This is a genomic window from Halomonas sp. MMSF_3323 (genome assembly GCF_030733595.1).
In the GTDB taxonomy this organism is placed as follows: Bacteria; Pseudomonadota; Gammaproteobacteria; order Pseudomonadales; family Halomonadaceae; genus Halomonas; species Halomonas litopenaei.
Genome location: NZ_JASHIT010000009.1, coordinates 21,694 through 40,318 on the forward strand (window position 1 = coordinate 21,694; position 18,625 = coordinate 40,318).

The following is an 18,625-nucleotide window of genomic DNA, read 5'->3' on the forward strand; positions in this document are numbered from 1 at the left end:
GTGACCGGGGGCGCCAGGAATGGATGAAGCTGTGACAAAACCTTGTTCGAACGCTGTTTATTAACTGTTCTTCATTGGACCCTTAGCGTTGAACAAATGCAACCCCCCGGTAAGTCGTAGTGCTTTCTACTCCCCCTGAAGGACGATAAGTCTCATTTTGTTGATATAAGTCCAATGACTGGCCTGGCACCGTAGAAGGCCCCGCGCGCTAGGGGCGTATCGTGACTTTCATCGATGGCAAGTCGTGCCATTGGCGCCGTCGGCTGGCATGCTCAATGGATATCGTCAAAAGGATTCAAGCATGTCGCGTGTCACGCTCGCACAGTGGCAGATGCTCGCCGCCGTGGTCGATCACGGTGGCTTTGCCAGGGCCGCCGAAGCCGTTCACAAGAGCCCTTCGACCCTCAACCATGCAGTGCACAAGCTGGAGGAGCAGTTGGGGGTCAAGGTGCTGGAGCCGGTGGGGCGCCAGGTTCGGCTTACCGAGGAAGGGGCCTTGCTGCTGCGCCGTGCCCGCCAGCTGCTGGAGAGCTCCGACGCGCTCGTGGATATCGCCGCTCGACTGCGGGAAGGCCTGGAGGCCGAGGTGGTGCTGAGCATCGACCAGATCTTTCCCTCGAACGTACTGGCCAAGGCGATGGAAGCTTTCTCCAGCGCTCTTCCGCAAGTCAGGCTGCAATTGCACGAGTCGGTACTCAATGGTGGTGTGGAAATGCTCGAGGATGGCCGAGCCGACCTGGTGGTGTCAGGGGTGACCACATCGGGCTACCTGGGCGAACCCCTGGTCAGCGTGCCTTTTATCGCGGTCGCTCACCCGGACCACCCTCTGCATGCCATGAGCAGGCCGCTGGACCTCAGGGATCTGGAGCACCATCGCCAGGTCGTGGTGAGGGACTCGTCGCAAAGGGCGTCGCGCGATTCGGGCTGGCTCAAGGCCGAGCAGCGCTGGACCGTCAGCCATATCGCCACCTCGGTAGAGATGCTCGAGCACGGGCTGGGGTTTGCCTGGTTGCCCAAGACCCGCATTCGCGACCAACTGGCCAGTGGCCGGCTCAAGCCATTGCCGCTGCAGGCCGGCGGTACGCGTGAGGTGCCCATCCAGCTGTATCATCGCGACGCCGACCGGGCGGGACCCGCCACCAGGGCCATGGCGGAGCATCTGCGCCAGGCTGTCCGGGACTGCAGTTGCTGAGGTCTGGGCACATCGGAGGCAATGGGTTCGAAAGAATCGAAAGGTTGGCGGCAAAATGTGCGCTTGTAGTCGATTCTTTCCACCGTATGCTGGGCTCTCCAAGGCGCTTCACGGGAGAGACCGTATGGGACTGTTAATCGATGGGGTCTGGCACGACCAGTGGTACGACACCGAGAGTACCGGCGGCGAGTTCGTGCGAGAGTCCGCCCAGTTGCGAGACTGGGTCAGCGCCGATGGCGCGCCGGGCCCCGATGGCCAGCCAGGCATCAAGGCCGAGGCGGGACGTTTTCACCTGTACGTGTGTCTGGCCTGTCCCTGGGCCCATCGCACCTTGATCATGCGCCGACTCAAGGGGCTTGACGCGCTGATCGACGTCTCCCACACCAGTCCGCTGATGGGCGACAAGGGCTGGAGCTACAACGAGGCCGAAGGCTCCAGTGGTGACTCGATCAACGGCGTGAGCTTTCATCATGAGCTCTACACCCTGACCGACCCTCACTACACCGGTCGGGTGACCGTCCCGGCGCTGTGGGACAAGCAGCGCAAGCGCATCGTCAACAACGAGTCGGCCGAACTGGTCAGAATGTTCAACTCGGCCTTCGACGAGCTGACCGGCAATCGTCTCGACTTCTATCCCGAGTTCCTGCGCCAGACCATCGACGAGATCAACGCCGACGTCTACGACAACATCAACAATGGTGTCTACAAGGCGGGCTTTGCCTCCGATCAGGCGGTTTACGAACGTCACGTCTCGGCGCTGTTCGCCTGTCTCGACAGGCTCGAGGCGAGGCTTGCCAATCATCGCTATCTGGCCGGAGCCTGGCTGACCGAGGCCGATATTCGTCTGTTCACCACCCTGGTGCGTTTCGATGCCGTCTACCATGGCCACTTCAAGTGCAACCTCTATCGCATCGAGGACTATCCCAATCTGTCGCACTACCTGCGCGAGCTCTACCAGTGGCCGGGTGTCGCCGAGACCGTGGACCTGGATCATATCCAGCGCCACTACTATATGAGCCACGACACCATCAATCCCAACGCCATCGTGCCGTTGGGGCCTGTGCTGAGACTGGATCGGGACCACGACAGAGAGCGTCTGGCCTCAGAAGGCGTCTACCAGGGCTGAGTCAGACGCTGGCGGAGAGGATCCGCTGGTGAGCCGTGGGTGGGGGAGGGGACCGGCTCGTGAGCCGGTCCGGGCGGCTCGATCAGCGTGCGTGCCTGGCCAGCCAGCGATCGAGGGCGTTGGCAAACTCCCGTCGATCACTGTCCGAGTAGCCCTTGGGGCCGCCGGTGTGCTCGCCGCTGGCACGCAGCGTCTCCATGAAGTCGCGCATCTGTACGCGTGCCTTGATGTTGTTGCGATCCAGGGTCTCGCCTCTGTTGGTCATTACCATGGCCCCCTTGTCCAGCGCCTCCAGTGCCAGCGGTAGATCGGCGGTGACCAGCAGGTCACCGGGTGCGATGCGGCTGACGATCTCGTTGTCGGCGGCGTCGAAGCCATGGCTCACCGCCATGGCCTTGACCCACTTCGAACTGGGCAACGGGATCTGGTGGTTGGCGACGAACCAGGTCTGGGTGGTGGTGCGTTCGGCGGCGCGGACGATGATGTCGCGAGCGACTCTGGGGCAGGCGTCGGCGTCGACCCATAGTTGGGGCATTGGTGTCTCCGGGGCAGAAAAAGGGGGCTCGATCATAAAAGGGCTGGTCAGAGCCATGAGTCGATGGTAGCATGCTCCCTCCTCGCATGTGTTGACCCCACCATCATGACGCAGCGACCTCCGACGCCCAAGCGGCCTCGAGAGTTCAAACAGATGCTGCAACGCGCAAGACGCGTTCGAATTGTGAAGATGGAGCACCCGACGTCGATCCCGACGCCCGCGGTGCAAACGGTCGCCACGATGGCTCCACGCAGTTGCGTGAGCCGATGCCAGGTGCGACCGGCGTCCCCGACTCCGAATGTTGACAACAGACTTGTTGACCTTGCTCTACCACGAGTAGAGCGACGTATTTCTGTTCGCCCCGAATACGGGCGCGTCAGGGACGCCAACCACGTTATTTTGCCGGTAACCCCGGCCTACCAAGGTGTGATTCATGACCTCGACGACTGTCGCTTCACCGTCTTTTGGTGATCTGGCCCTGCTGCCTGCCGTTCTCTCCGCCATCGAGACCCTGGGCTACGAGACTCCCTCGCCCATTCAGGCGCAGACCATTCCAGCCCTGCTGGAAGGCCGCGACATGCTGGGCCAGGCCCAGACCGGCACCGGCAAGACCGCTGCCTTCGCGCTCCCCATCTTGTCTCGTATTGAACTCGATCGGCGTGAGCCCCAGGTGCTGGTACTGGCACCGACCCGCGAGCTGGCTCAGCAGGTAGCCGTCTCCTTCAGCAAGTACGGCCAGAACCTCAAGGGTCTGGAAGTCGCCACCCTGTGCGGCGGCCAGGAATACCGTGAGCAGCTCAGCGCGCTGCGTCGTGGCGCCCAGGTAGTGGTCGGTACCCCCGGCCGCGTCATCGATCACCTGGATCGTGGCAGCCTCAAGCTTTCCGGCCTCAACGCTCTGGTGCTGGACGAAGCCGACGAGATGCTGCGCATGGGCTTCATCGACGACGTCAAGCGTGTTGTCGCCGATACCCCCGAGAACGCCCAGCGTGTGTTCTTCTCGGCGACCCTGCCCACCGAGATCGAGCGCATCGTCAATCGCTACCTGGTGGATCCGGTCAAGGTCGCCATCGAGGCGCGTACCACCACCGCCGAGAGCATCGAACAGCGCCTGGTGCGCGTCGATGGTGGCGCCAAGCTGGAAGCGCTGTCGCGCATCCTTGAAGTCGAGCCGGTGGACGCCGCCATCGTGTTCGTGCGCACCCGTGCCGCCTGTACCACTCTGATGGAGCAGCTGTCTGCGCGTGGCGTCAACGTCGCCAGCCTGTCCGGTGATCTGGACCAGAGCCTGCGCGAGCGCACCATCACTCGCCTCAAGCGCGCCAAGGTCGATGTGCTGATCGCCACCGACGTGGCCGCTCGTGGTCTCGACGTGCCGCGCATCACCCACGTCATCAACTATGACCTGCCCCAGGATGCCGAGGCTTACACCCACCGCATCGGCCGTACCGGCCGTGCCGGCCGCAACGGTGTGGCGATCACCTTCGCCGGCTTCCGTGAAGGCCGCAAGGTAGGTTGGCTCGAGCAGGCCACCGGCCAGAAGATGGCGGTCATGGAGCTGCCCGACGAGGCCGCCATTCGTGCCCACCGCGACAACGTCTTCCATCAGCGCGTGATCGCCTCCGTCACCAAGGGTGCCGAAGAGCAGCGTGCTCTGGTCGAGCGTCTGGTCGAGGAAGGCTACGATCCCATCGAGCTGGCCTGTGCCTTCTCCGCCATGGCGCGCGCCGACGAGGCACCCATCGGTCGCCTGCAGGCGCCGCGCAAGGAGCGCAATGACCGCGCCCCGCGTGACGGCAAGCCGCAGCGTCGCCGCGAGAGCCGTGGACCCAGCGAAGGCATGACCCGCTACCGCGTCTCCGTCGGCCACAAGGATGGCGTCAAGCCTGGCCAACTGGTCGGAGCCCTGGCCAACGAAGGTGGTATCGAAGGCGCCCGTATCGGCCGCATCGACATCCGTAACGGCTTCTCCACCGTGGAGCTGCCCAATGGTCTGCCGGCCAGCATCCTGGCCAAGATGGCACGTGCCCGTGTGGCCGGTCGTCCGCTGGAAATCAGCGAAGACCGTGGCGGTGATCGCGCTGAGCGTGGTGGCGAGCGCAGCGGCGAGCGTGCTCCCCGTCGTCGTCGCGATGACGAGGCGCCTGTGCGTCGCCAGTCGCGCGCCTGATCGAGGTGCCAGGGGCCTGAGCCGACAGCTGGTACAAGGCCCCTGTTGATCCGATGACGCATCGGATCACGACAAGGCAAGTTTCGTGAACGGGCCGGTGGATATCCACCGGCCCGTTTGCGTGTGCATGTTTCGCTGGCTTCCTGGGCGTTGGCTCCCGGGGATCGGGCCCGATGTTCATCCCATTCCCTTGCATGTCGACTTTCTCCCCGCCTGACCTACGTCAACCTCTGACCCGATGCTGCCGCTCCTGATGGTCGAAGCACGACATAATGTTGCAAAGTGTAACATCCAGGTGCGGTGACAGGGTCTCTCTTGTCCCGGCCGGGCTGAAGGCATGATTGCAATGGAGAGCGACGGGACATGGAACGGAAAACAGGCAAGGGATGGCTGCTTGGCGTCATGCTTTTTACCCTGGCAGGCAATGGATACGCCGCCACCGGCACCATCACGATATCCGGGAAGGTGCTTGCCACGACCTGTACGGTAAAGGTCAACAATGCGGGAACCGGGGATGGCACTGTGGTGCTTCCCACGGTCAGTGTCAGCGATTTGAAGAGCGGTGAGACGGCGGGTGACACCTCCTTCACCATCGACATGAACTGCTCCGCTGCCGTGGACAATGTGAAGCCGTACTTCGAGCCTACCAATGTCGATGCCGCCACCGGCTATCTGGTGAATACCGCAGGTACCGGCGGCGCCAAGAACGTCGAGATACAACTGCTCGACCATACCAACAAGGTGATCAATCTGATCGCCAATGATGCCACCGCGATGGATCTGGCCGACGACACCACGGCGACTCAACTTCGCTACACCGCGCGCTATTACGCCAGTGGCGCGGACGCCGTCGCGGGGACCGTCAGCACCTCAGCGGTGTATACCCTGAACTACCAATAGATCTCGCAGTCCGCCCGCACTGGCAGAAGTGCGCGGAGGTAGGGCGTCTGGCAAGGCTTCATAAAGGCTACAGAAAGGCATAGGGATCATGCGTGTACGGGAGTCGTGGGGAAGGGGAGTGGCGCTGTTGGCGCTGGTGGCGCTTTGCAGCCTTGTCAGTCGTGTCGATGCCAGTGTGGTGGTTTCGGGCACCCGGGTGATCTACCCCGCCGATGCCAGGGATGTGAGCGTCGCGCTGACCAATGCGGGCGATACGCCGTCGCTGGTGCAGGTGTGGATCGATCGTGGCGACCCGGACTCCACGCCGGAGAGTGTCGAGGTGCCGTTTCTGACGACACCGCCGGTGACACGCATCAATGCCCATGGAGGACAGGCGATTCGGATCGCCTATCTGGGCGAGGTGGCGCCTGTCGATCGCGAGTCTGTCTACTGGTTGAACGTGCTGGAGGTGCCCGCCACCCAGGCGGCGCCGGACCGAAACGTGCTGCAGCTGGCATACCGCACCCGCATCAAGCTGTTCTATCGACCCGTCGGGCTTGCCGCTTCCCCCGAGCAGGCCGCCGAGCAGCTTCACTGGGAGCTTGAGCGGGGGCCAGGCCGCTGGACGCTGGTGGCCCGTAATGAGAGCCCCTACAGTGTGTCGCTTCGTCGGGTCGGGCTAGGCAACGAAGAGCACCAGGTCACGGCTCGTGGCAGCCTGATCCCGGCCCAGAGCTCCCGCCGTTTCGGCATCGAACCGCTGGCAACCTCCCAGGGTTTCTTCGATTGGATCAATGACTACGGGGTGACGCAGCGGCGCCGATTCGAGCTGTGAAACGTCTGTCTGGCACAGCAGCCGGCAAGGTTCGAGGCTTGCGGCGGCACGGAGGCCTGTCTGTGCTCATTGCGCTGGGGCTGTCCCTCGTCACCGACGCCGGTCTGTCCGCCCGGGCCGACGACGGTAGCAGGGTGACCGGCGGTGCGTCCGAGCGCCGGGTCGAGTACGCCTTCAACGCCAAGCTGCTGAAAGGATCACTCCAGGGCATGGACCTGACCCGCTTCGAGCAGGGTATGACGGTCCCCCCTGGTCGCTATGAACTCGACGTTCTGGTCAATGGCCAGGCGTTCGGTCGCGAGACGGTGACGATCGGTGAGGACCCGGAAGGGACGCGTCTGTGTCTGTCGCTTGATGCGATAAAGCGCCTGCCGCTGAAGCCCGCGGCAGGGGGAGGCGACTCAGGCCGCGAGTGCGTCGATCTGGCCGCTCGCTATCCCTACGTCGATAGCTCGACCGACTCGGCGAACATGCGACTTGAACTGAGCGTGCCCCAGGCCTATCTGCGGCATCGCGTCAGGGGAAAGGTGCCGGCCGAGGCGTGGCAGGACGGCATCAATGGCGCCTTTGTTCGCTACAACAGCAATGCCTTCCGTGGCGAGCGCGACGGGCAGGAGTCCCGTGAGGACTATCGACTCGGGATCAACGCCGGGGTGAACCTCGGCGGTTGGCAGCTTCGTCACAATGCCAGTCTCGATGACGCCAGTGGCGAGACCGCCCACTATCATGTCACCAACACCTACCTGCGCCACGACGTGACGCCCTGGCAGGCCGACCTGGTCATCGGCGAGTATCAGACCTCCGGGATGGGATTCGAGTCGATACCCTTCACCGGCGTCCAGCTCGCCAGCGACGATGCCATGCTGCCTCCTTCCCGGCGGGGCTACGCCCCGGTAGTGCGAGGCACCGCTCGCACCAACGCCAGGGTGACGGTCCGTCAGGGGGAGGACGTCATCTACGAGACCAGCGTGACGCCCGGCCCCTTTGCCATCGACGACCTTTACGCCACCAATGTGGCTGACGACCTTGAGGTCACCATTACCGAAGCCGACGGCAGCGAGCGCGCCTTCGTGCTGCCCTATACCTCGGTGGCACAGTTGCTGCGACCCGGCGCCCATCGCTTCCACCTGACCCTGGGGGAGTATCGGGATGACGGCCTCGTCGACCTGCCCCGGTTCGTTCAGGCCGAATACCGACGCGGGGTCAGCAATCGGCTGACGCTATACTCCGGCGCCATCCTGGCCGAGGACTATATGGCGGGGCTTGCCGGTGGCGCCGTGTCGACCCTGTTGGGCGCCTTCGCGCTGGATGCCACCATGACCCGGGCGAATCACCTGGAGGCGCTGAGCGGTGAGCCGGAGAGCCCGCGTGGCGAGAGCTTTCGTGTGAGCTACAACACCCGTTTTGATCCCACCGACACCGAGCTGTCGGTGGTCAACTACCGTTTTTCCAGTCAGCACTATCTGAGCCTTTCGGACGTTGCGCTGCTGCGCGATGATGCAACGACATCCTCACCACGGGACCGTGAACGCCAACGTCTCGAGGTCAATCTGACCCAGACCCTGGCCGGCGGCACCAGGCTTTTTGCCTCTGGCATCAGCGCCGACTACTGGGATCGCGAGGACGCGACCACCTATCAGGTCGGTGTCAGTCGTGGCTTCTCCTGGGGCACCCTGAGCGCCACCGCAGGCCGTAGCGAGACCGAAGGCGACTACACCAACGAGTTCTACCTCAATCTCAGCCTTCCGCTGGGAGGCCACCTGCAACTGACCTCCAATCTGGCCCATCGGGGCGATCATCGCTCGGGCCAGTTGAACCTCAGCGGCGACAGCGGCGCGCTGAACTATGGTGTCTACGTCAATCACAGCCGTGATGACCGGTCGCACGATTCAAGCTATGGCGGCAACCTGGGGATGGACACCTCCAGGGTACGTCTTGGCCTCAACCTCAGCGCCGGAGATGACTACCGCAGCTACAGCGCCAGCGCCGATGGCACCGCCATTGCCTATGCGGGTGGCCTGGTGCTGACACGGGATCAAGGCGAGACCATGGCGGTCATCGAGGCGCCGGGCGCCAAGGGCGCGGCGATTTCTCAACATGACCAGGTGTTGCTGGACGGGCGAGGCAAGGGGGCGATCAGCGGACTGACACCTTACCGCTACAACCGGGTGGCGCTGGATCCCTCCGGCATGACCGATGGCGTCGAGATCAAGGGCAATGCCAGGCGAGTAGCGCCTCGCCGAGGCGCTATCGTCAGGCTGACCTACGACACCCTGGTGGGGGCGCCGACCCTGGTGCGGGTGACCACGCCGGCGCCTTTCGGCGCGCAGTTGATCGACGCCGATGGAGACGTGCTGGCGGTGCTGGGTCAGGGGCGCATGGCAGTGGTCAGGGGAATCGATGCACACCGCGGCTATCAGCTTCGCTGGGGGCCGAGCCCGCGGGAGCGCTGCCGCCTGACACTGGAGCCGCAACGCGAGGCAACGCCGCACCAGGGTGCCGCGCCGCGTATCGCCCAGCGCCAGGCGACCTGCTTGCCTGGAGATGTCTCGTCTGGCTAGCTTCGCCGATCGAACAGGGTCAGGGCGAAGGCGTCCAGCAGGCTGCTGGCCTCGGGGGTCTCGACCACAGACCGCTCGAGTGCCTCGACGTCCTCGTCCTGAGCGACAAGAATATCGCGCTGGTGTGCCAGGTAGGCTGCGGTCACCTGGACGGTGAATTCCGGGTGGAACTGCACGCTGTACTGGGCAGGGCCATAGCGCAGGGCCTGGTTGGGGTCATGGTCGTTGGCCGCCAGGACCGTGGCGGTCTCGGGGCGTGACAGGGCGCTCTGGGCGTGGGTCAGCTGGGCGGCGAAAGCATCGGGCAGCGCACCGAACAGCGGGTCCCCGCGACCGGCCTCGGTCAGCGTGAGGGTACGCGAGCCGCATTCTCGCCCCCGGGGGTGGTAGCCGGCGCTGCCGCCGAAGGCTTCGGCCATCAGCTGGTGGCCATAGCACACGCCAAACAGTGGCAGGCCGTGGTCGAGTGCCTCCCTCAGCCAGGGTTTCAGCGCTTCGCTCCAGGCTTCCCGGTCGGACACCATGGCGTGGGACCCGGTCACCATCACCCCGTCCTGATCAGAGATTGCCGGCAGCGGCTGGCGGCGAACGTCGATCACCTCGATGACGCCGCCACGACGACGAAAGCCGTCGAGACGTGCGCTGAACAGGTCCTCGAAGTCGCCGTGCTCGGCGACGACATCGGCGAAGCTGTCGCCGGTCTTGAAGATGGCAAGGCGAGGCGGCTCAACAGGCCTCGCCGGGCTTGAAGCAGTGTGGGTCACGGTCTTGGCTCGAAAAGGGGAATCCAGGGGCGCTTGCAGGTGTAGATTCAGCCGCGCGTGAGGCGATCACCGAGGGCGACCATGAAGCGGCTGCCGGCGTCGAGCTGTTCGCGCTCGATGTATTCGTCGGGCTGGTGGGCCTGGCTGATGCTGCCGGGGCCGCAGATTACCGTGGGCAGGCCGGCGAGCTGGAACTGACCGGCCTCGGTGGCGTAGGCCACGGCGGCACCGTCGGGGCTGTCTCCGAGCAGTTCGCGGCACAGGCCCAGCGCCTCGCTGTTGTCACGATCGGCCAGGGCCGGCACGGTGGTGTTGAGCGCCTCGGTGGTGATCGAGGCCTCGGGGGCGCGCTGGCGCATGCGGGCTTCGAGTTCGCGGGCGGTGGCCTCGACCCGGGCCAGCAGCTCCTTGGCGTCATCGGTGGGCAGGTGGCGAATTTCCCATTCGAAGCTGCAGCGCCTGGCCATGATGTTGATGGCGGTGCCACCCTCGATCTTGCCCACGTGCAGGCTCGAGTGGATCACGCTGAAGGCCTCGTCGACCCGACCCTCTTCCTTGAGCTCCGCCATCACGTCCTCGATGCGGGTGACCAGGCGGGCGGCGACGTGGATCGCCGAGACCCCTTGATACACCTGGCTCGAGTGGGCTTCGCGTCCGATCACCGTGGTACGGAAGTTGCTGGCCCCCTTGTGGGCCACCACCGGCTCCATCAGGGTCGGCTCGCCGACCACCACGGCGGCAGGGCGGGGGTGTTCGGCCATCAGCGTCTCGATCATGCGCGGGGCGCCGACGCAGCCGATTTCCTCGTCGTAGGACAGCGCCAGCCAGATCGGCACCTCAAGCTCCAGTTCGCTCCAGCGCGGTACTTCGGCCAGGGCGCAGGCGATGAAGCCTTTCATGTCACAGGTGCCGCGACCGTACAGGCGCCCGGCATTGTCGCCCTCGCCGGCGGTCAGGGTGAAGGGATCGCTGGTCCATGGCTGGCCCACCACCGGCACCACGTCGGTATGGCCCGAGAGCACCACACCGCCCTCGACCGCCGGGCCGATGCGCGCCAGCAGATTGGCCCTGGAACCGTCGTCGCTCTCGACCCGCCAGTGATCGACGCCGTAGCGGTCGAGCCACTCTTCGACGAAGGCGATCAATTCCAGGTTGGAATCCCGAGACACGGTGGCAAAGCCCACCAGGGTCTTGAGCAGGTCGTGTGCGGTCATGAAGGCTCCGTCGACTGAGGTCACAAGGAGCGTCAATGTACCATGGCCAGGCGACGCGCCCCAGCGTATCGCCCCGGGTTACCGCCCGAGCACGCCGCTCTCCCGGATCGCCCAAGACTGGTCCGCCCAAGACAGGAACCGCCCAAGACTGGTTCGCCCAAGACTGGGTCGCCCAACAGCGACGTGCGGGGCGGACCGGGTTCAGTCGGACAGCGCGACCCGACTCTCGCCATTGCCGGCGGGATGCACCTGGATCTGCACCGGAATGCGCTCATGCATCTCCTGGACGTGGGAGATGACCCCGACCCGTCGGCCCTGGGCCTGGAGGCCGTCGAGGGCGTCCATGGCCAGCGCCAGCGACTGGGGGTCGAGGCTGCCGAAGCCTTCGTCGATGAACAGCGACTCGATGGCCAGCTCCCCCGAGGCCAGCGAAGCGAGCCCGAGCGCCATGGCCAGTGACACCAGAAAGGTCTCGCCGCCGGATAGCGAGTGCACCGAGCGACGCTCGTCGGCGACGTCCTGATCGATCACCAGGAGCCCCAGCGGGCTGCCCCCTCTCACCAGACGGTAGCGCCGGCTGAGGCCCGCCAGGTGGACATTGGCCTCGTCGATCAGGCGCTCCAGGTTCCAGGCCTGGGCGATGCGCCGGAAGGTCTTGCCGTCGGTGGCGCCGATCAGCTCGGCGATGCGGCCCCAGCGATGATGCTCGGCCCTGGCCCTTTCCAGGGCCTCGAGGCCGTCACGTTGGCGCTGCCGGCGTCGATCATCGTCGCGCACGGCGTGCAGGGCGCCATCGCGGCGTTGCTGGGCGGCCTCCAGCCGCGGCCGGTTGGCCTCACGTCTGGCGTCGAGGTCGGCCTGGCGTGCATCCAGCTGGCGTTGGGTGGCCTCGTCGAGCAGTGTCTGCGGGTCCTGCTCCGGCAGATGGCGGGTCCGCCAGGCGCGCCAGCCCTGGCGACGCTCGTCGCGACTGGTGCGGGCGGTCTGGCAGGCCTCGCGGGCGCCGTCCAGTCGGGCGCGCAGGGCCTTGAGCGCATCATCGGCCTGGTCGAGCAGCCGCTCCAGGTCGCCATCGGTGATGTCCGGGTGCTCGTTGCGCCAGCGTTCCAGTTCGGCGTCCAGGCGGGTCTTTTCGTCCTCCAGCACCGCCAGCGCCTTGCCCTCGTGCTCGATCCTCTGGGTCAGGCTCAGCACCTGACGCTGGGCCTGGTCATGGGCCTGGCGGGCCTGCTCGTGGTCCTGACGTGCCTGGCGGACCTGGGCTTCGAGGCGCTCGAGCCAGGCATCTGCCGAGCGGTCATCGCCGAGCGCCTCGGCCAGACGTCGTCTGTGCTCGTCGATGCTGCGGGTCAGTTCGGGACGCTGATCGTCGAGCCGCTTGAGTTCCTCGTCGAAGGTGGTGGCGCGCAAGGCAAGCGCCTGACGCTCTCGCTCGTCTTCCTCGATGGCCTCTGCCAGCGGGGCAAGCTGGCGTTCGGCGTCGTCCAGTGCCTGGAGGCGCTCGCGAGCCTGTTGCTGGCGCTGGCGGGCCTTTTCGCTGTGCTCGGTAAGCCAGGCTTGGCGGGCGTCGGCGTCGAGGGCGCGCCACTGCTCGGCGAGCGCCGGGTCGTCGAGCCTGGCCTGGGCTTCTTCGAGACCGGCCTGGGCCTCGTTTCTTCGAGGTTCAAGCGCGAGCAGGCTGGTCTCGGCCTGTTCGACGCTGGCCTTCAGCGCCTGAAAGCGCCCGAACAGGGCGTCACGCTGCTCGCGCAGCTCGCCGAGTCGGCTTTCGGACTCGGCGAGCTGATCATCCTCCAGTGCGATCTGGGCGGCGAGCTGGGTGGCCTCCGGGGTGGCGGGGGGCGAGTCGCGCCAGGGGTGCTCGTGACTGCCGCACACCGGACAGGCGGAGTCCGGTTCCAGGGTGGCGCGCATGTCGGCGACGCTGTCGCTTCGGGTGGCGCGGGCGCGCTGTATAAAGCGCGTGAGCTGCTCGTGCTCCGCCGTGGCGTGGTCCAGGCGCGCCCGCGCCTGCTTGCCTTGGTCCAGCAGTTCGTCGCGCTGTGCGCTGTCGCGGCGGCGCTCGGCGTCGAGCCGGCGCTGTTGCTCATCGAGCTGGCGCAGCAGACGCCAGCGCTGCTCCAGTTCGGACAGCGCCAGCAGACGATGGCCGGCGTCCTCGAGGTGTTGCTGGGCCTCGGCCCTGGCCGTTGCAACCTGCTGATGCTGGCCAAGATGGCGTGACAGGGTGCGGGTGGCGGCGTCGCGCTGCTCCAGATGGCGGCGATGGCGCTCTGCCAGCGCTCGCTGCTGCCCGTCGAGATCCTCGCGCTGGCGCTTGCGCTTCTGGTGTTCGTCCTCCAGCTGTCGATGCTGTTGCTCGCGGCCCTTGAGTTCGCTGGCAATTTCACGGGCCTGGGCGATGGCGGGCCGGGCCTGCTCGAGCGCCTGCTCGCTGTCCTCCAGGGTCTGGCGGCGACGGCTGGTTTGCTGGTGCTGTTGTTCCAGGGCGGTGCGTGCCTGGGCCAGGGCTGACTTGGCTTCATCGAGCTGCTGGCGCTGGTCCGGCAACTGTCGAGAAAGGCTACGCTGGCGCAGCAACTGGGGGCGCCAGGGTGCGACGCGCTCGAGCATCTCGCACTCACGGCGCTGCTCGCTCAGTGCCTCCCATCGGGCCTCTGCCTCGACCAGGCTGGCGTCGGCTTGTTCGCAGCGCTGGCGCCACTGGGCGTCCTGGGCGAGCCACTGGGCCTCTTCGTCCAGCGCCTTCATCTGTCGCTGGCAGGTGTCCAGCTCGCCTCCGGCCTCGGCGAGTTCCTGCTCCATGGCCTGGCGTGCGCTGTCGTCGCTGGGCGCGGCCTCGGCGAGCAGCGCCTGCTGGCGGGCCACCGCGTCGCGGGCCTCCTTGGCCCGGGCGTAGCTTTCGACCGAGATGCGCGAGTATTCCTGGGTGTTGGTGAGCTTCTCGAGCAGGTCCGAGCGGGCGTTGTCGTCGGCCTTGAGAAATGCCGCGAACTCGCTCTGGGCCAGCAGCACGGCGCGGGTGAACTGCTCGAACGATAGCCCCAGGCGCTCGGGGATCAGCTCGGCGAATTCGCGCTTCTGGGCGGTCAACAGGCGTTCGTCGTCCAGGTCGGTCAACGATTGCTCCACCGCCTGCAGCTTGCCGTCGGCCTTGTCCCGGGCGCGCCGCACGGCCCATCGCGCGCGGTAACGGCGAGCGTCGCGGCCGATGAAGTCGACCTCAGCGTAGCCGCTGGCGGCGCCGCGCCTCAGCAGGCTGCGGGGGTCGGCGGTGGCGATCCGCGAGCCGTCCAGGTCCTCCAGATGGGAGTCGCGCCCCGGGGCGTTGCGAAGCCTCGGCGTATTGCCGAACAGCGCAAGACACAGGGCGTCGAGCAGGGTGCTCTTGCCGGCGCCGGTGGGGCCGGTGATGGCGAACAGGCCGGCATCGGCCAGTGGCGCCGCGGTAAAGTCCAGCTCGACCGGACCGGGCAGGGAGGCCAGTTGGGACAGGCGCAGGGCGAGAATCTTCATGGCTGCGTGCCCCCTTCGGTGGTGTGCTGGACTTGCGCATCCGCGCTCTGGTCGTCGGCATCCGCGTCCTGAACGCGCTGGCACAACCAGTCGAAGTCGGCGATCACGCTGTCGTCCGGCGCCTCGCCCCAGCGCTCTTTCCAGGTGCGCGAAAACAGCTCACGGGGTCCAATGTCCTCAAGGCGCTCGCCACGTCCGGGTGCCTGTGACTCAGTGACCGGCAGCTCGCGCTTCAGTCGCAGCAGGCGTACCGCCCGGTCGCCCAGCGCCTGCTCGATGCGCGAGCGCAACTCCGGCATCGGGGCGTCCAGACGCACGTTGATCTCGAGCCAGTCCCAGCGCTCGACCGGGCCGGCCCCGTCGCGGGCCGGCAACGTCTCGATCGCGCCCAGGATCTCTTCCAGCGGAGCAGGTCCGAGGCGACGCATGGCCACCGCCCGCGGCACGCTGATGGGCTCGACATGGGCAAGGGCGCCATCGGCGAAGTCCGCCATCAGCACCTGGTGGGGGTAGTCGACCTCGCTGAAGTCCAGCGGCAGCGGGCTGCCGCTGTAGCGTATGCGTTCGTCGCCAACCCGCTGGGCGCGGTGCAGGTGCCCCAGGGCGACGTAGTCGATGTCCTCGGGAAACAGCGAGGCCGACAGCGATTCCTCGCCGCCGATGACGATAGGGCGTTCGCTGGCCTCGGAGACGGCGGCGCCACGCAGGTGGGCGTGGCTCATGGCGATCAGCGCCTGGCCAGGCTCGCGCTTTTCCCGGGCCGCCGCGATCAGTTCGCGATGGACCCGCTCGACGCTGGCCACATAGTCGTCGCCGGCGTTCGTCTCTTCTCCTGCTGCACCCGCCGCTTGTCTGCTCTGCCGGCCACGACCGGTGATCTCCGCCGGACGCAGGAAGGGCAGCGCCAGGCACCAGGCGCGGACCTCACCCTTGGCATCGCTCAAGGGCACCAGCAGGCGATCGCTGTCCAGCGCGCCGTCATCGACGAAGCGCACCCGGCCAAGGGCATGGGTGCGCAGGTGCTGCATCAGCGGGGCGGGCAGCTCGATGCGGCTGCCGCTGTCGTGATTGCCGGCGATCAGCGCAATGGTCAGGTCGGGACAGCTCTGGTGGACCCTGACGATAAAGTCATAGAGCAGCTCCTGGGCGCGCAGCGACGGATTGACCACATCGAAGACGTCGCCGGCGACCAGCAGCGCGTCCACCTGGCGTTCGGCGAGGATGTCGACCAGCCAGTCGAGGAAGGCGCGATGTTCCTCGTGACGTTCCTGGCCGTGAAAGCTCTGGCCCAGATGCCAGTCTGCGGTGTGGATGATCCTCATCCGTCCTCCCTGATGGAGCGCCAGGCCCTGCGGCCGGCAGCTTGTTGATCCCCGTGACTGGCGCGTAGTCTACCGCGAGCGGGTGGTGTCTTCAGCCACCGCAGGTCATCAACAGGGAGGTGACATGACCCAGCACCCCAGGACACGAGAGACTGCGCTGCACGACTGGGACCTGGCACCGAAGGAGGCCATCGCCTTGCAGCGTACCCTGGCAGGACGCCTGATACGCGAGGACGCCCTCGGTGAAGTGGAACACATTGCCGGAGTGGATATCGGCTTCGAAGATGGAGGCGACACCACCCGCGCCGCGGTGGTGGTGCTGTCCTGGCCGGGGCTTGCGCCGATCGAGCAGGTGGTGGCGCGTCAGCCGACGCGCATGCCCTACGTGCCGGGGCTCCTGTCCTTTCGTGAGATACCGGCGGCCCTGGCGGCCTTCGAACGACTCGACAGCCGCGTGGATCTGGTCATGGTGGATGGCCACGGCATCGCCCATCCCCGGCGCCTCGGGGTGGCGGCGCACCTTGGACTGTGGCTGGATCTGCCCACCCTGGGCGTGGCCAAGAAACGCCTGACCGGGCGCCATGGCGAGGTCCCCGAGGGGCGTGCGGAAAGTACCGACCTGATGGACGGCGACGAGCGCATCGGGGTCGTGCTACGCTCGCGCGCCGGCGTCAAGCCGGTGTTCGTGTCGCCGGGCCACCGGCTGTCGGTGGATTCGGCCAGGGCCTGGGCGGTGGCCTGCCTCGGCCGCTACAAGTTGCCCGAACCCACAAGGCTGGCCGACAGGCTGGCGTCACGGCGCTGAGCCGGCCTTCACTCAAGCATCCGAGAACTCGCCATGTCCGACACAGAGGTATCACCCGGCGTTGCGGCCACCGCAGCCTGGGTCGAGGAATTCGTGGTTGGCCTCAACGTCTGCCCCTTCGCCGGGCGTGAGGTCACACGCGGATCGATTCGCTATATCGAGGTCGACGGGCGCAGGCTCGAGGACGCCCTGGTGGCGCTGATGGAGGCCTGCCACCACCTCGAGACGACACCCGAGGTGGAGACCAGTCTGCTGGTGTTCACCCGAGGGCTTGCCGACTTCGACGACTATCTCGACGCCCTGGCCATGGCCGAGGCATTGCTCGCCGACCGTGGCTACGAGGGCGTCTTCCAGCTGGCGAGCTTCCACCCTGACTATGTCTTCGACGGCGTGGAGGATGATGATCCGGCCAACTTCACCAATCGTTCTCCCTGGCCGGTCTGGCATCTGCTGCGTGAAGAGGGTCTGGAAAGGGCGCTGGCCCACTATCCCTACCCCGAGGCTATCCCCGAGCGTAATATCGAAAGGTTGAGGGAGATCGGCAGCGACAGTCTGGCCGAGCAACTGGCCGAGTTGAAAGCACGCTTTCGCTGAGTCGAAGGCGAACTCCCGTGTCTCGTCGAGCCCGGCCCGGCTAGACGATGTCCAGCGGCACCTTGCGCTGGGGCGCCGGATACAGGGCGTCGAGTCGCGCAAGTGTTGCCGCGTCCAGGGTTACCTCCAGCGCCCTGGCGTTGTCGTCGACGTGCTCGGGGGAGGCGGCCTTGGGAATCGCGATGACCTCGTGCTGGCCCTCGACCGGTCGGATGGCCCAGGCCAGCAGCAGTTGCGCCGGGGTCAGGCCGAGGTCCGCGGCGAGCTCACCAAGTTGCGGGTCGGCCAGGGGATCTGCGCCGACGGCGCCGGCCTGGGCCAGCGGACAGTAAGCCATCAGCGGCATCCGTTGCCGGCGTTGCCATGGCCTCAGGGCGACCTCGATTCCCCGCGACGCCAGATGGTAGAGGACCTGGTTGACCGCGCAGTCGCCGCCACCGGGCAGGCGAGCCAGCGTCTGCATATCGTCTACGTCGAAGTTCGACACACCGAAGCGACGAATCTTGCCGGCAGCGACCAGGCGATCGAAGGCCTCCAGCGTTTCGTCCAGTGGGATGCTCCCCGGCCAGTGCAGCAGGTACAGATCCAGGTAATCGGTGCCCAGGCGCTCAAGACTCGCTTCGCAGGCGGCGATGGCGCTGTCGCGACCGGCGTTCCAGGGGTAGACCTTGGAGACCACAAACGCCTGGTCGCGGCGACCCTGGATGGCCTCGCCGACCAGGCGTTCGGCGGCACCGTCGCCGTACATTTCGGCGCTGTCGATCAGCCGCAGACCTCGCTCCAGCCCACGTTGCAGGGCGGCGATTTCCTGTCGCCGGGGCGCACGCCCTTCACCCATGTACCAGGTGCCCTGGCCCAGGGCAGGCAGGGCCTCGGCGGTGCTTCCGGTTTCCAGCAGAACCTTGGCAGTCGTCATGTCGCACACCTTTGCGGAATAGTTTTCCAGAGATGCGATCGACTATCGCAGCCATGACCGTCGGCGCGCAAGACGAGGCTGGACAGACCTCGGTACAAGATGCATGGTGAAGTCATCAGTTGTCCCGCCAGGGATGATTGGCCCCGCAGGTACCGCCCATCGATGGGAGGTGGCGGGGCGAGCGCCTCAGGAAGAG

General features: G+C 66.2%; 14 protein-coding genes. 8 read left to right on the forward strand and 6 right to left on the reverse strand.

Annotated elements, in window-relative coordinates:
• Positions 1–301 precede the first annotated feature (301 nt).
• Together RBB39_RS06055 and RBB39_RS06060 are read left to right on the forward strand one after the other, a co-directional pair.
• Positions 302–1,192: a LysR family transcriptional regulator gene (locus RBB39_RS06055; protein ID WP_045991896.1), complete on the forward strand. Its 891-nt coding sequence runs from the start codon at positions 302–304 to the stop codon at positions 1,190–1,192.
• A 124-nt stretch (positions 1,193–1,316) separates the two neighbouring features.
• The gene (locus tag RBB39_RS06060) at positions 1,317–2,318 is read left to right on the forward strand and encodes a glutathione S-transferase family protein (RefSeq protein ID WP_045991897.1); all 1,002 of its coding nucleotides are present in this window, start codon (positions 1,317–1,319) and stop codon (positions 2,316–2,318) included.
• Positions 2,319–2,400: 82 nt separating this feature from the next.
• Here RBB39_RS06060 and RBB39_RS06065 read toward each other — a convergent pair whose 3' ends face one another.
• Entirely contained in the window at positions 2,401–2,853 is a 453-nt protein-coding gene (locus RBB39_RS06065) for a YaiI/YqxD family protein (RefSeq protein ID WP_045991898.1), read from the reverse strand.
• A 433-nt stretch (positions 2,854–3,286) separates the two neighbouring features.
• On the opposite strand from RBB39_RS06065, the gene RBB39_RS06070 reads away from it, so the two are divergent.
• From RBB39_RS06070 to RBB39_RS06085, 4 genes are all read left to right on the forward strand, one after another.
• Positions 3,287–5,023: a DEAD/DEAH box helicase gene (locus RBB39_RS06070; protein WP_045991899.1), complete on the forward strand. Its 1,737-nt coding sequence runs from the start codon at positions 3,287–3,289 to the stop codon at positions 5,021–5,023.
• A 363-nt stretch (positions 5,024–5,386) separates the two neighbouring features.
• Complete coding sequence (locus RBB39_RS06075) at positions 5,387–5,923, forward strand: fimbrial protein (protein ID WP_052704279.1); 537 nt, start codon at positions 5,387–5,389, stop codon at positions 5,921–5,923.
• An 88-nt stretch (positions 5,924–6,011) separates the two neighbouring features.
• Positions 6,012–6,737 (forward strand): molecular chaperone, encoded by a 726-nt coding sequence (locus tag RBB39_RS06080; RefSeq protein ID WP_045991900.1) that lies wholly within the window; start codon positions 6,012–6,014, stop codon positions 6,735–6,737.
• 62 nt (positions 6,738–6,799) lie between these two features.
• Complete coding sequence (locus RBB39_RS06085) at positions 6,800–9,298, forward strand: fimbria/pilus outer membrane usher protein (RefSeq protein WP_306168926.1); 2,499 nt, start codon at positions 6,800–6,802, stop codon at positions 9,296–9,298.
• Here RBB39_RS06085 and RBB39_RS06090 read toward each other — a convergent pair.
• The 4 genes from RBB39_RS06090 to RBB39_RS06105 all read right to left on the reverse strand — a co-directional run bounded on the left by RBB39_RS06090 (position 9,295) and on the right by RBB39_RS06105 (position 16,114).
• On the reverse strand, positions 9,295–10,062 hold the full coding sequence (locus tag RBB39_RS06090) for a glutamine amidotransferase (protein WP_045991901.1): 768 nt from the start codon (positions 10,060–10,062) through the stop codon (positions 9,295–9,297). The two genes, RBB39_RS06085 and RBB39_RS06090, sit on opposite strands and share 4 nt — an antisense overlap.
• Before the next feature lie 47 nt (positions 10,063–10,109).
• Positions 10,110–11,276 (reverse strand): acetylornithine deacetylase, encoded by a 1,167-nt coding sequence (gene argE, locus RBB39_RS06095; protein WP_045991902.1) that lies wholly within the window; start codon positions 11,274–11,276, stop codon positions 10,110–10,112.
• Positions 11,277–11,477: 201 nt separating this feature from the next.
• Positions 11,478–14,792, reverse strand: coding sequence for an AAA family ATPase (locus RBB39_RS06100; protein ID WP_306168927.1), 3,315 nt, complete (start codon positions 14,790–14,792; stop codon positions 11,478–11,480).
• Positions 14,789–16,114: an exonuclease SbcCD subunit D C-terminal domain-containing protein gene (locus RBB39_RS06105; RefSeq protein WP_045991904.1), complete on the reverse strand. Its 1,326-nt coding sequence runs from the start codon at positions 16,112–16,114 to the stop codon at positions 14,789–14,791. The genes RBB39_RS06100 and RBB39_RS06105 overlap by 4 nt, the downstream gene beginning before the upstream one ends.
• A 124-nt stretch (positions 16,115–16,238) precedes the next feature.
• Between RBB39_RS06105 and nfi the strand changes: the two genes are divergently transcribed.
• Together nfi and RBB39_RS06115 are read left to right on the forward strand one after the other, a co-directional pair.
• Positions 16,239–16,919, forward strand: coding sequence for a deoxyribonuclease V (nfi, locus tag RBB39_RS06110; RefSeq protein ID WP_045991905.1), 681 nt, complete (start codon positions 16,239–16,241; stop codon positions 16,917–16,919).
• Between the two features lie 33 nt (positions 16,920–16,952).
• On the forward strand, positions 16,953–17,513 hold the full coding sequence (locus RBB39_RS06115; RefSeq protein WP_045991906.1) for a DUF1415 domain-containing protein: 561 nt from the start codon (positions 16,953–16,955) through the stop codon (positions 17,511–17,513).
• 40 nt (positions 17,514–17,553) lie between these two features.
• On the opposite strand, the gene RBB39_RS06120 is transcribed toward RBB39_RS06115, so the two are convergent.
• Positions 17,554–18,429, reverse strand: coding sequence for an aldo/keto reductase (locus RBB39_RS06120; RefSeq protein WP_045991907.1), 876 nt, complete (start codon positions 18,427–18,429; stop codon positions 17,554–17,556).
• Positions 18,430–18,625 lie beyond the last annotated feature (196 nt).

Excerpts from the sequence above, each read along its gene's own strand:
- RBB39_RS06055 (WP_045991896.1), top strand. The coding sequence starts at position 302 with ATGTCGCGTGTCACGCTCGCACAGTGGCAGATGCTCGCCGCCGTGGTC.
- RBB39_RS06060 (WP_045991897.1), top strand. The coding sequence starts at position 1,317 with ATGGGACTGTTAATCGATGGGGTCTGGCACGACCAGTGGTACGACACC.
- RBB39_RS06065 (WP_045991898.1), bottom strand. The coding sequence starts at position 2,853 with ATGCCCCAACTATGGGTCGACGCCGACGCCTGCCCCAGAGTCGCTCGC.
- RBB39_RS06070 (WP_045991899.1), top strand. The coding sequence starts at position 3,287 with ATGACCTCGACGACTGTCGCTTCACCGTCTTTTGGTGATCTGGCCCTG.
- RBB39_RS06075 (WP_052704279.1), top strand. The coding sequence starts at position 5,387 with ATGGAACGGAAAACAGGCAAGGGATGGCTGCTTGGCGTCATGCTTTTT.
- RBB39_RS06080 (WP_045991900.1), top strand. The coding sequence starts at position 6,012 with ATGCGTGTACGGGAGTCGTGGGGAAGGGGAGTGGCGCTGTTGGCGCTG.
- argE (WP_045991902.1), bottom strand. The coding sequence starts at position 11,276 with ATGACCGCACACGACCTGCTCAAGACCCTGGTGGGCTTTGCCACCGTG.
- RBB39_RS06100 (WP_306168927.1), bottom strand. The coding sequence starts at position 14,792 with ATGAAGATTCTCGCCCTGCGCCTGTCCCAACTGGCCTCCCTGCCCGGT.
- RBB39_RS06105 (WP_045991904.1), bottom strand. The coding sequence starts at position 16,114 with ATGAGGATCATCCACACCGCAGACTGGCATCTGGGCCAGAGCTTTCAC.
- nfi (WP_045991905.1), top strand. The coding sequence starts at position 16,239 with ATGACCCAGCACCCCAGGACACGAGAGACTGCGCTGCACGACTGGGAC.
- RBB39_RS06115 (WP_045991906.1), top strand. The coding sequence starts at position 16,953 with ATGTCCGACACAGAGGTATCACCCGGCGTTGCGGCCACCGCAGCCTGG.
- RBB39_RS06120 (WP_045991907.1), bottom strand. The coding sequence starts at position 18,429 with ATGACGACTGCCAAGGTTCTGCTGGAAACCGGAAGCACCGCCGAGGCC.